15 protein-coding genes are annotated in these 14,960 nt (G+C 44.3%); 3 read left to right on the top strand and 12 right to left on the bottom strand.

All coding sequences use genetic code 11. The features are described from left to right. Positions 1-171: 171 nt before the first annotated feature. Positions 172-957, top strand: coding sequence for an archaetidylserine decarboxylase (gene asd / locus V6C11_RS01065; RefSeq protein WP_333529230.1), 786 nt, complete (start codon positions 172-174; stop codon positions 955-957). A gap of 94 nt (positions 958-1,051) precedes the next feature. Here asd and V6C11_RS01060 read toward each other — a convergent pair whose 3' ends face one another. From V6C11_RS01060 to V6C11_RS01050, 3 genes are all read right to left on the bottom strand, one after another. Further along, on the bottom strand, positions 1,052-1,393 hold the full coding sequence (locus V6C11_RS01060; protein WP_333529229.1) for a hypothetical protein: 342 nt from the start codon (positions 1,391-1,393) through the stop codon (positions 1,052-1,054). Between the two features lie 169 nt (positions 1,394-1,562). After that, positions 1,563-4,106 carry an alpha-glucan family phosphorylase gene (gene glgP, locus V6C11_RS01055; protein WP_333529228.1) on the bottom strand — a complete coding sequence of 848 codons (2,544 nt, stop codon included), beginning with the start codon at positions 4,104-4,106 and terminating at the stop codon, positions 1,563-1,565. A gap of 129 nt (positions 4,107-4,235) precedes the next feature. After that, complete coding sequence (locus V6C11_RS01050; protein ID WP_333529227.1) at positions 4,236-5,117, bottom strand: DMT family transporter; 882 nt, start codon at positions 5,115-5,117, stop codon at positions 4,236-4,238. 110 nt (positions 5,118-5,227) lie between these two features. Here V6C11_RS01050 and V6C11_RS01045 point away from each other — a divergent pair, with 110 nt between their 5' ends. Continuing rightward, positions 5,228-5,413 (top strand): LAS seventeen-binding protein 3, encoded by a 186-nt coding sequence (locus V6C11_RS01045; protein WP_333529226.1) that lies wholly within the window; start codon positions 5,228-5,230, stop codon positions 5,411-5,413. 17 nt (positions 5,414-5,430) lie between these two features. On the opposite strand, the gene V6C11_RS01040 is transcribed toward V6C11_RS01045, so the two are convergent. The 3 genes from V6C11_RS01040 to V6C11_RS01030 are packed head-to-tail and all read right to left on the bottom strand — an operon-like array spanning position 5,431 to position 7,846. Further along, positions 5,431-6,138, bottom strand: a complete 708-nt coding sequence (locus V6C11_RS01040; protein ID WP_333529225.1) for an ABC transporter ATP-binding protein — start codon at positions 6,136-6,138, stop codon at positions 5,431-5,433. Beyond that, positions 6,139-6,888: an ABC transporter permease gene (locus tag V6C11_RS01035; protein ID WP_333529224.1), complete on the bottom strand. Its 750-nt coding sequence runs from the start codon at positions 6,886-6,888 to the stop codon at positions 6,139-6,141. It abuts the gene before it with no gap. Continuing rightward, complete coding sequence (locus V6C11_RS01030; RefSeq protein WP_333529223.1) at positions 6,863-7,846, bottom strand: ABC transporter substrate-binding protein; 984 nt, start codon at positions 7,844-7,846, stop codon at positions 6,863-6,865. Before V6C11_RS01030 ends, V6C11_RS01035 begins: the two co-directional genes overlap by 26 nt. A gap of 136 nt (positions 7,847-7,982) precedes the next feature. Between V6C11_RS01030 and V6C11_RS01025 the strand changes: the two genes are divergently transcribed. Then, positions 7,983-8,393, top strand: coding sequence for a VOC family protein (locus tag V6C11_RS01025; protein ID WP_333529222.1), 411 nt, complete (start codon positions 7,983-7,985; stop codon positions 8,391-8,393). Between the two features lie 47 nt (positions 8,394-8,440). Here the strand turns inward: V6C11_RS01025 and V6C11_RS01020 are convergent, their stop codons facing one another. The 6 genes from V6C11_RS01020 to V6C11_RS00995 form a co-directional block, all read right to left on the bottom strand. Next, on the bottom strand, positions 8,441-9,313 hold the full coding sequence (locus V6C11_RS01020) for a DUF1028 domain-containing protein (protein ID WP_333529221.1): 873 nt from the start codon (positions 9,311-9,313) through the stop codon (positions 8,441-8,443). Positions 9,314-9,332: 19 nt separating this feature from the next. Then, the gene (nikC, locus tag V6C11_RS01015; RefSeq protein WP_333529220.1) at positions 9,333-10,226 is read right to left on the bottom strand and encodes a nickel transporter permease; all 894 of its coding nucleotides are present in this window, start codon (positions 10,224-10,226) and stop codon (positions 9,333-9,335) included. A 15-nt stretch (positions 10,227-10,241) separates the two neighbouring features. Continuing rightward, complete coding sequence (locus V6C11_RS01010; protein ID WP_333529219.1) at positions 10,242-11,189, bottom strand: ABC transporter permease; 948 nt, start codon at positions 11,187-11,189, stop codon at positions 10,242-10,244. Between the two features lie 126 nt (positions 11,190-11,315). Then, on the bottom strand, positions 11,316-12,905 hold the full coding sequence (locus tag V6C11_RS01005; RefSeq protein WP_333529218.1) for an ABC transporter substrate-binding protein: 1,590 nt from the start codon (positions 12,903-12,905) through the stop codon (positions 11,316-11,318). A gap of 49 nt (positions 12,906-12,954) precedes the next feature. After that, positions 12,955-13,926, bottom strand: a complete 972-nt coding sequence (locus V6C11_RS01000; protein ID WP_333529217.1) for an ABC transporter ATP-binding protein — start codon at positions 13,924-13,926, stop codon at positions 12,955-12,957. 1 nt (position 13,927) lies between these two features. After that, the gene (locus V6C11_RS00995) at positions 13,928-14,908 is read right to left on the bottom strand and encodes an ABC transporter ATP-binding protein (protein WP_333529216.1); all 981 of its coding nucleotides are present in this window, start codon (positions 14,906-14,908) and stop codon (positions 13,928-13,930) included. Positions 14,909-14,960 lie beyond the last annotated feature (52 nt).

Raw genomic sequence — 14,960 nt, 5'->3', positions numbered from 1 at the left:
AAATCCATCATTCCCATTTAGTTACTCCCGAACAAAATATTATATTTACTTTATTTCTATTGGTCAAGATGAAATTTTTGGTATTGTATATTTTTACTGGAGTATTTTTATAGTAAAGTGTTATAATTTATATTGTTTAACATTTACTAAAATCGCAAAGGAATGGATAATTTGAGTTTATTAAAAAAAGTCGCTGTACACTCCATCTCCCGTAAGAGCTTTGGCAAAGCCTTTGATATTGCCTTACGCAGTCGTTTCAGCAAGGTTTTAATCAAGCCTTATATAAAATTATATAAAGTAAACCGCTCAGAGATAAGGCCCCCCAAAGAATACAAAAGTCTTACCGATTTTTTTTCCAGAGATATCTGCCCTTCCCTACGCCCCATTGCACCCGGTCAGAATGTAGTAGCAAGTCCAGTGGATGGAAAAATTGCTGACCTGGGTTATGCCAAGGAAAATAAAATTATTCTGGCGAAAAATAATTCCTATTCCATTCCCGAGTTATTATCCGGCCAGGATTTAGAGGAATTTAGGAACGGGTTTTATCTAAACATTTATCTAAGCCCCAGAAACTACCACCGCATTCATATGCCTTACCCTGCCAAAGTCATTCAACACAAGTATATTCCAGGGAAGGTTTTTCCAGTTAACAACCTGGGTATCACAACCATTAAAGATCTATTTGCTAAAAATAGACGAACCTACACCCTATTTCAGACCCCCCACGGTCATAAGTTTATCCTCATCAAAGTAGGGGCCTTGGGTGTGGGAAAGATTGTTTCCAACTTCACCCTTGGTCAGGAAATTCAAAAGGGTATGGAAATTGGCCGTTTTGAGTTTGGGTCTACCATCATTATGATTTTCCAAAGGGATTCTTTCATACCAGATAAAAATTTATTGGCCAACATGGAGATCAAAATGGGTCAACCGATTGGGTCAATCTTGCAATATGAATAACCGATTAATTTCAGTCGCAAACCGCTGATGGCAAAGATAATTTTAAATACAAAAGGAAAGACGAGGGCAATTTGTCCCCGTCTTTCCTTTTGTATTAGATCGAATCATTCAGTTCTTGTTCAGCTTGGATAATCTGGTCTTTGGTCATACCCATTTTAACCAGCCTTAGTGTTAACGCCTCGGCCCAGAGCTGGCTTTTATCGTGAATCTTTTTATATTTTTTAGTCAAGTTCTTGTATCTCTTACCACGATCCTCACTGTTTGACATAAGAATTGTGAGGATAAAGCGTCCCTTGATGGTCTCTTCTTTGTCCAAGTTGAGATAATCACTATTTAAGAAATCAAGGACATCTTTATAATAAGCTTCAAATTCTTCATAGGGTATTTCGGTATCCATATTAAGATACCCTTTCATTTTTTCAAAAAATTTTTCCATATCTATAACCCCTTCTAAAATACAATTACAGACTAGGCTGCATCTTTTCTATTTTAATATAAAGTTTCTCCCTTGACTACCTTAATCTCTTTCTATTTTTCAATATAACCATAAATCATTTAAAATAAAAGGAACCGTCCGGCGGTTCCTTTTATTTTCTATCATTACGTTAAAAGTTCTCCGCCCACTTTACAAGAGGCAATTCAAATATCTGGGCGATATGCGTATCCTTTGGTCTGATTCTCACTGTATAGCCCGAGGTTCCCTTCTTCAGTTCCAGCTTAGCCTCGTATAGGTAGGTATTTTCACGAACTATCTGTTTAAATTGCATGGGTATCAACCGGGTAGCTTCCAAACCATGGTCACTTACCTTGCCATATACCAATTCGACAATTAGATCCTCTGGTCTGATTGATCCCAGGTGTACTTCGGCCTTAACATCGATTTCATTTCCTGCCAACCATACCTGTGGTTGATCAATCTGAATCGAGTTAAAGGAAAGCTGATGCCAATTATGGGTCAAGTTATTTTTAAACTGCTGCACCTGATCAGCCAATTGGCATTGATCCGCTTCAAAGGCCATTCCCCTCAGAGCCGCCTTTAGATAAAATTCTTGCGTATATTCTTTGACCATGCGTTCTGTACTAAATTGCCAAGGAATGGTGGCCAAGCAATCCTTCATGCGCCGCACCCACTCTCGCGGCAGACCATCCACTCTGCGGTAATAATAAGGCACCATGATCTGTTCTAACAAATCAAACAGCGAGCCGGCATCTTCTCGGTCCTGTTCATCATTATTATGGTAATCCCTATCGGTCCCCACAGCAAAGCCATTTTCACCATTGTAGGCCTCCGGCCACCAACCGTCCAGCACACTGCAGTTAATAACACCGTTGACAGCAGCTTTTTGACCGCTGGTTCCACTTGCTTCATGGGGCCTGCGGGGGGTGTTTAACCATACATCCACTCCTTGCAGCAAATGACGGGATACATTAATGTCATAGTCTTCTACAAAGACGATCTTCCCTCTGAATTGTTCTTCATAAGAAAAATCATTAATCATTTTAATTAATTCTTGACCGGGTCCATCGGCTGGATGCGCTTTGCCGGCAAAAATAAGCTGAACGGGCCGTTCCGGGTTATTAAGCAATCTAGCCAATCTTTCTTTATCCCTAAACAGTAGGTAAGCCCTTTTATAGGTGGCAAATCGTCTGGCAAAGCCGATGGTTAAAATGTCTTTGCTTAAATAACCGGCGCATTCACGAATTAGTTCCAGTGGTTGAAAGTTTCGTTCCATACGACGGAAGATATTATTTTGCACAAATTTAATCATTTTACCCTTAAGACCTTGGTGAATAGACCATAACTCCTGGTCCGGAATATCATAGACCCTTTGCCACTGGTCTGGCCCGGATATATTCTGGGTCCAGTCCGGGCTAATATATTTTTCAAATAGCTCCCTAATCTCTGGTGCCACCCAGGTCTCTGTATGAACACCGTTTGTCACTGATTGAATGGGAATCTCCTCTAAGGGGATACCAGGATAAAGATGGGCAAACATCCTTTTACTTACTTCGCCGTGCAGTTTGCTTACTCCATTGGTAAAGGCGGCATGATGCAGTGCTAACAGGGTCATATTAAAACCATGGCGATTGGAGTCCCAACCTAAACCCATAAAACCTTCTCGATCTAGTTTCAATTCTTCATAAAGATAACCTAAGTAACGGTCAATCATATCCGCATCAAAAACATCATGCCCTGCCGGCACCGGTGTATGGGTGGTAAATATGGTGCTGGCCCGAACTGCCTCCTTGGCACTGGCAAAGGGAACATGATTCTGAATTAGCTCCCGGATGCGTTCTATTATTATAAAGGCCGCATGCCCTTCATTAATATGCCATGCGGTTGGGGCAACACCCAACTTACGCAAGGCCTTAACCCCGCCAATGCCTAAAATAATCTCCTGGCAAATACGGGTATCCTGGCCGCCGCCATACAATTTGGAGGTCAAAAGTCTATCTTCTCGACTATTTTGAGTTAGGTCTGTATCTAAAAAGTATAATACAACCCGCCCCACTTGAAGTTGCCATACCTTGACAAAAACATCCCGGCCCGGCAGACGCACCGTGATAATGACATCTCCACCTTCTGGCTGGACAGCCGGTGTAACAGCCATTTCATTAAAATCCATAAAGGAGTAATGGGCTTCCTGCCAGCCCTCCCGATTAATGCGCTGGCAAAAATAACCTTGTTTATAAAGAATTCCTACCCCCACAAAGGGAAGTCCTAGGTCACTGGCAGATTTACTATGATCACCTGCCAACAAACCTAATCCCCCACTATAAACCGGGTTGGATTCGTGAATGCCAAATTCTGCTGAAAAATAAGCAACCAGTTGGTTATTTAGTTCGGGGTAGGTTTTTCTATACCAGGTATCCCCCTGCATATAGTTATCAAAATCTTTCATTACCCTTTGATACAGGTCGCAATAGACTGCATCCCCTACCGCCTTATTTAAGCACGTCGTATCCACATTAAGCAAAAATTTAACCGGGTTGTGATTAACCTTTTCCCATAGGATTGGATCCAATTTACTGTAAAGTTGCTCAGCCAGTGGATGCCAGCTAAACCATGAATTACGGGCTAACTCAGCCAACCGGTTAATTTTCTCAGGCAATTCCGGAATCACTGACACGGTTCTAAAGGAATACATTCTACCCCTCCTCGAAAAATATAGAATACACGTATAATTCTATGACGTTGCCTGAAAGTTTAACACATTTGGTTTATTTTAACAGTAAAAAATAAAAAAAAATGGGCACTTTGCCCATTTTTTTAAATATTAGGCTGGTTCCCTTTCCCTTTCTTTGGACAATACGGACAGAACAGCACCAGCCAAAACGATTATACCGCCTAATAATTGTAACCATGTCATACGTTCACCAAACAAAATGGCAGAAAACAGAATGGTAACCAAGGGTTCCACCATACTAAGTATCGCTGCCCGGGTAGAGCCAATTAATTTCAAACCATGAAAAAGAGTAAATATCGCTAGAACTGTACAGACAAGGGACACTCCTATGGTGGCGAACCAAGCCTTGGCAGTAAGCTGAAAAGTTAAACTGCCACTGGATATGCCAATGACAGCAAGGGATATCGAGGCAAATAGGCAGATAAAGGCACTGGTCTCCAGGGGTGAGGCGTTTTTCAAAACCCTATTGCCAAATAGAAAATAACCAGAGTATGAAAGACCGGCACCCAAGGCCAGAAGTACACCAAACACATTGATGTTGCCAAAGGAAGTTCCCAGAACCATTGCTAGCCCCAGTAAGGATATGCCAATCGAACCCACCGTTTGCTTCGTTAGTTTTTCTTTTTCTACCAAGGAAGATCCGATTGCTACAAATATAGGATAAGTATAAAAAATTAATACAGCCAGGGAGACCTGTATATATTTTACTGAAGAAAAATACAAGGTTGATTGTACTGTATAAAAGCCGCCCCCCAACAGCACGAGGTGTTTAATATTTTTAGGTATCGAAATCTTTTTATTTTTCCACTTTAGGTAGGTAAAAAAACATACACTAGCTAAAATAAAACGAAATAAAAGCAATGCTGTTACACTGGCCCCGCCCGCATAGGCATAGAGGGCAAAAATAGGAATAAAGGCAAAACTAAAGGCCGATAGGACTATAAGAAAAACACCCTGATAAAAGGGACTCACAATGTTCACCTGCTTTTTAAATTTACTGAAGCTCCCAACAAGTCCTCCCAAACGCATAATTCATATTTATTGTCACATATTATTCATAACAACTACAAGGAGGTCAAATTATGCCACTGAATAATTCCGGTGATACCGAAAAGAAAAAGGAAAACCCAACAACCCCTTGCTTTGTCTATGAACCAACTGGGTCTGCAACTTGTATTAATTTAGATGGAAAAACAGAATATGGTCATTACAATTTGACCGATAATAATCTATCTGGTGGCACCGGAGATAATCCCCTAGCTGAATAGGAGATTATCTGCTAAGTTTACCTCGTCATTAATCGCGTAATCTCACCCAACAGCCTTGTTAGCTCCGGACTGGCTAAATCCCGCTGGCAAGGCGGCAAATCAATTGTGAATTCCCTTCGCACAAAGGTAGGCTTATTTGAATAAACCAACAATTTATGACCTAACAGCAGTCCCTCCGTTAGATCATGGGTCACAAATAAAACCGTATTTTGCTTTACCTCCCACATCCTGGCAACTTCCTGTATCAGGGATAGGCGAAGTGCAGTATCCAGGGACTTAAAGGGTTCATCCATCAGCAGTAATTGATGGGGAAAGGCAAAGGCCCTGCAAAGTGCCAGACGTTGTTTCATACCACCACTTAGGGTATGTGGGAAGTTATCTTTATAGGCTGCTAACCCCATTAATTCTAAATAGCGGTTGCTAATCTCCCTGCTCTTAGTCGGAGAAACCTTATCCTGAAGCACAAACTGGATGTTACCCTCTACGGTTTCCCAGGGCAATAACCGGGGTTCCTGGAAAACATAGCTCACCTGTAGTCCCCCAAGCCCAGTAATACTACCTCCATCTGCCTGCAGCAAGCCAGCTAGCAGTTGCAGAGTAGTGGTTTTACCAGAACCAGATGGGCCTAAGATACAGGTAATTTGCCCTGGTTCCAGGCTGAAAGACAAGTCCTTAAGCACCTGCGTTTCCTGAAAGAATTTGTCAACTTCTTTTAATACAATCATTTAGCACCTCCAGGCTGTCAGGTGTTTCTGCAATAAACGCAAACCATAATCTGTTACTAGGCCAAGCAACACCAACAGAAACGTCCAGGCAAATACCTCCGATGTTTCTAAATTTATTCTGGACACGGCCATACCCGCACCAATACCCCTCTGGGTACTGAGAAACTCAGCCATTGCCACTGCTTTCCAGGTGGTACCCAGGGCAGCTGACATGCCTGCCAAAAGGTAAGGAAGCACTTGGGGCAGATATACCTTTACGTATATCTGCCGCTGGTTCACTTTAAAAACCTTGGCCATCTCGGTGTACTGTTGGTCAACATTGCTAACTCCTTGTACCACATTTATCAGTATCAAGGGCAGTGTGGTAATAACTACCACAAAAACCGGAACCCGTTCGGAGCCAAACCAAATCATGGCCAGAACCAGCCAAGAAATAATCGGAACTACTTGCAAAATTACCACCAGTGGCTGCATTAGGCGACGGGCAACCCGGTTGATGCCCATTAATAAGCCCAGGGGTATCCCGATCACAGCAGCAATTAAAAAACCCGTAAGCCCCCTGAAAATAGTACTCTGGGCATGAACCCACAGTTTGCCGCTGAGACCTAAATGCCATAAAGCTTGCATTGTCTCAAGGGGGGAAGGAACCAGTACCGGGTTATAAAAACGCGCTATCCATTGCCAAGCGATCAATAAAAAGAGGAGGCTAAGTAAGGGTAACCCCTTACTTAGCCAGATAGAATTTTTCATCGGGCAGTTCCCCCCCCACCATATCTGGCGAGAAGCTTAATAATTTAGCCAAATAGTTTTCCACATCCGTCTTAGCATCTTCTGCGATAACAAATTTCAAATTCGTTCGTTCCATTGATTTTACAAAGATTGGTCCCGGTATATTAAAATTTTCCTCCATGAGGGCCGACACTGACGCGGGATCAGCTACGGTTTGCTCCAAGGCTTCTTGATAGGCCGTTCTTATTTTACTGATGGCAGCTGGATATTCCTTAACAAATTTATTTTGTACCACCATCCCGGTTTGTGGCAGGTTGCTGTTATTTTCTGCTAACTGCCATTCCTTATGAAAATCTAAAATGACTTTGGCAGACTGGTTTTTGTTTAAAACCTGGGTAACCATTGGTTCCGGTAAGACAGCCGTTTTTACCATACCCTGAATCATCATTTGAGCAATTTCCGGTGAATTACCATACTTCAATGTCACATCCGTGGTCTTGATATTATTCTTTTCCATGAGGTACCGGGCGATAATATCCGGACTAGCACCTTGGGCACCCACATAAACTTCTTTGCCCTTTAAATCCTGCCACTGGGAAATACCTTGGTCCGTTGACAGTAAGTAAAGAATGCCCCAGGTAGATACGTTATCTAAGGAAATGTCTATCCCTTTGTTGTAGAGTTTAGCAGCAGTGTTTATCGGCAAAATAGTATAATCCGCTTCCCCTTTAACCACCCTGGCCGTGGCTTCCTCCACTGTTTTATAAGGGATTAATTCAATTTGAACTTTCTCTCCCAAGGGCTTGCCCTCAGCCATTTTTAGCAGAGGCGCAGTGGGTGGTCCCGTTGGTACTTGAATGGTAATTTTCTCAGGCATTTTTTCCTGGGTTGCGGTATTTGAAGGACTACCACTACTAACACACCCTGTAAGCAGGCTCAGCATAAAAAGCAGGCCCACCAGCAGAACACTTTTTTTCATATAGAATCACCCTTAATCGAATTTATTTGTAACCTTATATTTATTAAACAATAATATTTGATATCCTGCTTTAAGCTAAGGTAATCGTAGGTATAATTATATATTAACAATTAACTAGCGGAAGGAGAGTATACTAATGAAAATTATAGACCACTTAAATCGATACGTTTCAAATGTTGATAATTTTATAACTTTTTATCGTGATGTCCTTAATTATGAATTGATTGATCAGGGCATAAAAGCAAATGGAAAGAATTATGCGATTCTTAAAGGTGAAGGACATGAATTATTTATTTCTGAAAAGAATGATTTTTCAATAGAAAGAGAGCAAAACCTTAGACATATCGGTTATTATATTAAAAATGTTGATGAATTATTAGCTGCTTTGAAATTAAAAGGCTATATTGAAAAGGAACGGGAAATTATCATTAAACCATTTTCAAAGCAATTCTATATAAAGGAACCGGATGGATTTGAGATCGATTTGATTCAATGGACAGATAAACCGGCATTTTATAATTACCTAAAAAATAAAAATAACAACTAGGCAATTTTTTTGCGACAGGGGGAAACCGTCCCCACTGTCGCAAAAGGTTAGGCCCTTTGCCTCATAAATTCTAATACTTCTCGATCGATAAAACCATTTTCGCAGATTCGCTCATCAAAATTCTCTGTTAGATAAAAGGCTTGGAGTGCTTGGTTAAATGGATCGTCTAAGCTGCCATTAATTGGTGTTGTATAGCCCCACTTCGTTAATAGTTCTTGTATTTCTGTAACCAGCGGACCTTCAATCGCTAGGATATCCTCAGGCTTTGTCTTATAAAAATACAAACGGTAAAGGCTGTGGATGCGAATTAGTTCTTTGATTGGCTCTGGGTGATCATCCACCCTTAGGTCGATATAACGATCATTGTAGCCGCCATAGCCCCCCTTATCCTTAGCCACATATAAAGCAGCCGATTGTTTGCCTCGGCTATCACCACCGGCCTGTTGGCCCGCATCCAGGGCTGCCAACATTCTGACTGCCAAGTCACCCTCCGCTTGTTCAAATGTACTAGCCATGGCCTGAACAGTCTCTTGACTTACCAGGATATTACCCTGGCAGGCAAAATTTTCGCCGCAGATGCCCCCAGCCCAGGGATAACATTCCGAACCGGTAAAGGAGGCCGCCTGGCCGCCCTGTGCCACAATACCCACCTGGCGCAGGTTTCGCCCTTCATCTGCGGCAGTTAATTTGTCAATAACCGCTTGGGGTGACAGGCCCTGCTCCAAGAGTTTTAATCCTTCACTGCCATAACTGGTATTGGCCCAGGATTGGGTGGCAATGGCACCAACCCCGGCCTTAACCCAGGGTACTACGGAACCAACCGAAAGAAATTTAGATTGTACCGCCACACCTATTTCACCCGTGGCCGGATCATAACCACAAATAGAAAAAGTAGCCACTAATTTTCTGGGAATCCTCATGTTCATCCCCCTATTTAAATTATTGTTTCAATCTCGGATCCAAGGCATCCCGCAGCCCGTCACCAAGCAAATTCAAGGATAAAACAACTAGGAAAATACATACCCCCGGCAACAACGAAACATAAGGGGCTACCCTTAAAAACTTTCGCCCTTCACTAAGCATAACACCCCATTCGGCAGTGGGCGGTTGGGCACCCAAACCAAGGAAACTTAATCCTGCGGCAGCGATAATCATCCAGCCCACATCCAGCGTAGCTGCCACAATAATCGGTGCCATTGTGTTGGGTAAAATATGCTTAAAAATGATACGCATATTGCTGGCCCCCAGGGCCTTCTCTGCTTCAATGAATTCCTTGTTGCGCAAGGAAAGCACGGTTCCCCGGACAATTCTTGCATAATAAGGGATGCCAACGATGGAGATGGCCACCATCGCTTGGAGTAAACCTGGCCCCAGGGCTGCAATAATGGAAATAGCCAGCAGCACATAGGGAAAGGCCATTAAAACGTCAATGCAGCGCATTAAAATTGTATCAATCCAGCCTCCATAGTAGCCGGCAAAGAGACCTACCAAAATACCGAAGAAGAGGGCGATAGCCACAGCCACAAAACCAATCATGACAGAAACCCTGGCTCCATAAACTAACCGGGTAAACATATCTCGTCCTACTTCATCGGTGCCTAAAAAATGCCCCTCCGTACCGGGAGGTAAAAGCCTTTGTTCTAATTGTGTCTCATTGGGATCATAATGGGTAATTAGTGGAGCAAAGATGGCACAAAGGATAACCACCAACAAAATAACGCCGCCAATCACGGCAAACTTATCTTTTTTAAAGCGACGCCATAGCTCTGCCAGCTTGCCCCTGCGAATGACTTCTTGTGTTCCCTTTGTTAATTGAATTCCTGTTGAAGACATTTCTCCACCTCCATCCTAATCGTATGAAATGCGCGGGTCAAAGAGGGTATAGAGTACGTCCACTAACAAGTTGACCAGCACATAGGAAGTGGCCACCATCAAAATAATTCCTTGTACCAGTGGAAAATCCCTGGCAATAATGCCGTTGACCATCAGTGTCCCAATACCCGGCCAACTAAAAACCATTTCTACCAACACAGCACCGGCCAACAGATAGCCAATCTGCATACCCACAACGGTAACCACCGGAATAAGAGCATTCTTTAAGGCATGATGCAGGATGGTCTTGCCATTGGATAAACCTTTGGCCCTGGCCGTACGAATATAATCCTGCCGAATAACTTCTAAAATGCTGGAGCGAGTCATCCGGGCAATCACCGCCGCCGGTTCAGCCGCCAGGGCAATGGCCGGCAAAACCAGATAAGGCAGCATATCTGCAAAGCCAGTCTGACCAGGTGAATGCATACCGGACACCGGCAGCCAACCTAACTTTAAGCCAAACACATATTGCAGCATAATACCCAGCCAGAACACCGGCAGACAGAAGCCCACCAGGGCTGCTATCATGGCTGTCCGGTCAAAAATGGAATACTGTTTTGTGGCTGAGACAATACCCGCCAATAATCCAACGGAGATGGCCAGCAAAGCTGCAAATAGGGTCAAAATCATGGTTGCTCCAAAACGTGTCAATACCAAAGGCAGTACTTCACGTTTTAACTGAATGGAACGACCCCAGTCACCCTGCAGTACATTGCCAATCCAATTAAAATACTGCTTATAAATTGGTTGATCCAAACCCAATTCAGCACGTAGTTTGGCCAGACTTGCGGCCGTGGCTTTGGGTCCCAAAATTACCTGGGCCGGGTCACCCGGGGCAAAATGCATAATACCAAATACCAATACGGTAACCCCAAATAAAACAGGAATTAAATAAAACAGTCGTTTGATTAAATAGGAAGCCACGGATTTACCCCCCTAAAAAGAAAAAGTACCATTGCCAGTTTTCAAGGGAATCTTACTACCTGTAAAGCCCCGTACCGGGCGCTACCCCCTTGGATAACGCCCTAGGTCACCGGGAACTCCTCTCTTTTATTCGATATCAGCCTTTTCAAAGCGGAACATACCAGTGGGATGGAGTTTAAAGCCCTTAACCCTTGGATTCATCGCCACGATTTGGTTCTCGTGGTCCACAACAACCCAGGGGGAATCCTCCATGATCAATTTTTGGGCTTCCTGATACAGTGGAGCACGTTCTTCTTGGTTCGCAAGAACACGGGCTTTTCTCAGCAGTTCATCCACTTTTTCATTCTTATAGAAGGCATCGTTAAAGCCAGCCTGAGGCCACTGCTCACCGGAAAGCAAGATATAGAGGAAGTTATCCGGGTCACCATTGTCGCCCATCCAGGACATCTGGTGCATTTGCATTTCACTCTTATCAGCAGGAATAAACACCTTGTCCAGGTAAGTGGTCCACTCTAAGGTTTGAATTTTTACCTTGATCCCTACCTTGGCCAGATCGGACTGGATGGCAGTAGCCATAGCCACCGGTTGCTGCATGCCAGAGCCAGATTCAGGTACCCAATAGGTTACTTCAAAGCCCTCGGGGTAACCAGCCTCCGCTAATAACTGCTTAGCCAGCTCGGGATTGTGCTCGTATTGTTTCCCTTCAGTAGTATGACCCCAGACCACTGGCGGCAGTGGGCTTTCGGCTATTACACCGGTGTCTTTCAGGATGTTTTTAACAATGGATTCTTTATTGATGGCATAGTTTACAGCCTGACGAACCTTGACATTGTCAAAGGGCTTTTGCGTACAGTTCAAAGCAGTATACCAGACATGCATACCGGGCTGCTCAATAATCGTGAACTTAGCATCGCTCTTCAGGCGTCCCAAATCATCTGGCAGAATATTAACAATGAAATCAACATTGCCAGCCTCTAACTCGGTCAGTCGAGCCTGATCTTCAATGATGGGTTTGAAGATTACCTTATCAATCTTGGCCTTGTCACCCCAGTACTCGGTGTTCTTTTCTAAGATAACTTCAACACCTGGGTTCCAGCTAATAAACTTGTAGGGGCCTGTCCCCACAGGGTTTTTGGAAAAATCCTTGCCAAACTGCTTAACAGCCTCCGGGCTTACGATGCAAGCCGAATGCATGGCCAGATTGGCTAAGAAGGGAGCAAATTTTTCTTTCAGGGTAATTTTAACCGTCTTTTCATCCACTACATCCACCGACTTAACCATCCCAAAGGTAAAGTCCGCATAGGAGTAAATACCTGTGTCATGGTAAGGATGGTTGGGATCAATCTGACGGTCGATGGAAAACTTAACAGCCTCCGCATTGAAGGGTGTGCCGTCATGGAAGGTCACGCCTTCACGCAGGTGGAAGACATACTCCAGGCCATCCGGGGAGATATCCCAGGAGGTAGCCAGGCCAGGTTCCACTTCGGTGGACTCATCTTTAAATTCCACCAGAGAGTTGAAGATACTCCGACCGGAACGGGTGGAGTTGTAGTCTTGCATTTGATGCGGGTCTAAGGTTGCAGGCTCCGCCTGCAAACCAACCACGATGACCTTTTCTTGAGCTGCTTTGGGCTGCTCACTGCCTCCACCGCCACAACCTGTTAGCAGCAGGGCTGATAGGATAAATAGGCTGGCTAACATAAAAAACTTTTTCATTATCAAATACCTCTCTCGTCTCCTATTTCCCACTGGCAATGGTACTTAATTATTGATGATACTTATGACAGGCCACCAGGTGTTTTTCGGTCAAGGGCCGTAACACTGGTTGCCGGGTTTTACAAATATCCATACATTCCGGGCATCTGGTATGAAACTTACAGCCGCTGGGCGGATTAGCTGGGCTTGGCACATCCCCGGTTAAAATAATACGTTCCAGTTTGGCATCCGGGTCCGGCACCGGCACAGCTGAGAGCAGGGCTCGGCTATAGGGATGCCTGGCTTGTAGATATAGCTCATCACTGTCGGCAATTTCTACAATTTCCCCCAGATACATGACCCCCACTCGATCACTAACATGTTTAACAACATTTAAGCCATGGGCAATAAAAACATAGGTCAGGCCAAGCCTATCCTGAAGCTCCAACAGCAAGTTAAGGACCTGAGATTGAATGGATACATCCAAGGCAGAAACCGGCTCGTCACAAACCACCAGCTTGGGGTTTAAAGCAATTGCCCTGGCGATACCGATACGCTGCCGCTGGCCACCGCTAAATTCATGGGGGTAACGGACTCCATGATAATCAGAAAGCCCTACCAACTCCAAAAGTTCCTTTACCCTTTTACGTCGGGAGGGCCCAGCACCGATGTTGTGAATCACCAATGGTTCCACTAAGATATCTTCCACTGTTAGCCTGGGATTTAAGGAAGCATAGGGATCCTGAAAAATAATTTGCATATCTCTGCGCAGTTTATTTAACTGATCGGAGCCAAGCTTATAAATATCCTGGCCCTCAAAAAAAACCTCCCCGGCCGTTGGTTCTAGCAAGCGTAACACTAGCCTGCCGGTGGTGGATTTGCCACAGCCGCTTTCACCCACCAAGCCTAGGGTTTCCCCCTTATTAACCTGAAAGGAAACTCCGTCTACGGCCCTGATGTTACCAACGGTTTTGGAAAAAATACCCCTCTTAATCGGGAAGTATTTTTTTACTCCCTTTACTTCCAATAACGGTACAGACAACTCACACCCCCCCTTCCCCTAGCCAACAGGCTACTTTATGTCCATTCTCCATGGCCCTCAAGGCTGGCTCCTGGGCCCTGCATTGATCCTTGGCCTCGGGGCAACGGGGATTAAAGCGACATCCGGTGGGAAATGCCAAGGGGTTGGGTACAGTCCCCTCAATACTAGGCAAGGTACTGCGTCTTTGCCAATACATTCTGGGAATAGAACCCAATAGGCCCTTGGTATAGGGATGCAAGGGATTTTTAAAAATATCCCGAACTTGTCCCTCTTCAACAATTTTTCCGGCATACATTACCAGGACCCGATCCGCCATTTCAGCCACAACCCCCAGGTCATGGGTAATTAGTAAGATAGCTGTATCGGAATCCTCCTGAAGCTTCCTCATTAGATCGAGGATCTGGGCCTGAATGGTCACATCCAGGGCAGTGGTTGGTTCGTCGGCAATGAGTAAGGATGGCCGACAGGCCAAAGCCATTGCGATCATCACCCGCTGCCTCATACCACCGCTTAGTTGGTGAGGATAATCCTTGGCCCGTTTTTCGGGGGATGGAATTCCCACCCTCTCTAACATACGAATAGATCTTTCCATCGCTTGCTCCGGATTAAGTCCCCGGTGGAGACGATAGGTTTCAGCAATTTGATCCCCTACCCGATGTACCGGATTGAGGGAGGTCATGGGTTCCTGAAAAATCATCGAAATGCGGTTGCCCCGGATCTCCTGCATTTGTTCTTCGGTCTTGCTAAGAAGATTATCCCCCTCAAAGGAAATGCTGCCTTCCACAATACGACCTGGTGGTGAAGGAATTAGACGTAGGATCGAGGTGGATGTTACACTCTTGCCAGAACCAGACTCACCCACCACCGCTAAGGTTTCTCTGTTATAGATCTGAAAGCTTACGCCATCCACCGCCGGAACCACACCGTCGTCGGTAAAAAAGTATGTTTTTAAATTTTCAACATCTAATAATGGCTGTCTCACTAAACCACCTCAAACACTCTTTTCTGCTGGTACCACTGTTGTTTTCTTTCAA

The organism is Desulfotomaculum sp. 1211_IL3151 (assembly GCF_036763075.1).
Taxonomy (GTDB): Bacteria; Bacillota; Desulfotomaculia; order Desulfotomaculales; family Desulfotomaculaceae; genus Desulfotomaculum.
This window is presented reverse-complemented; position numbering and strand designations above follow the sequence as displayed.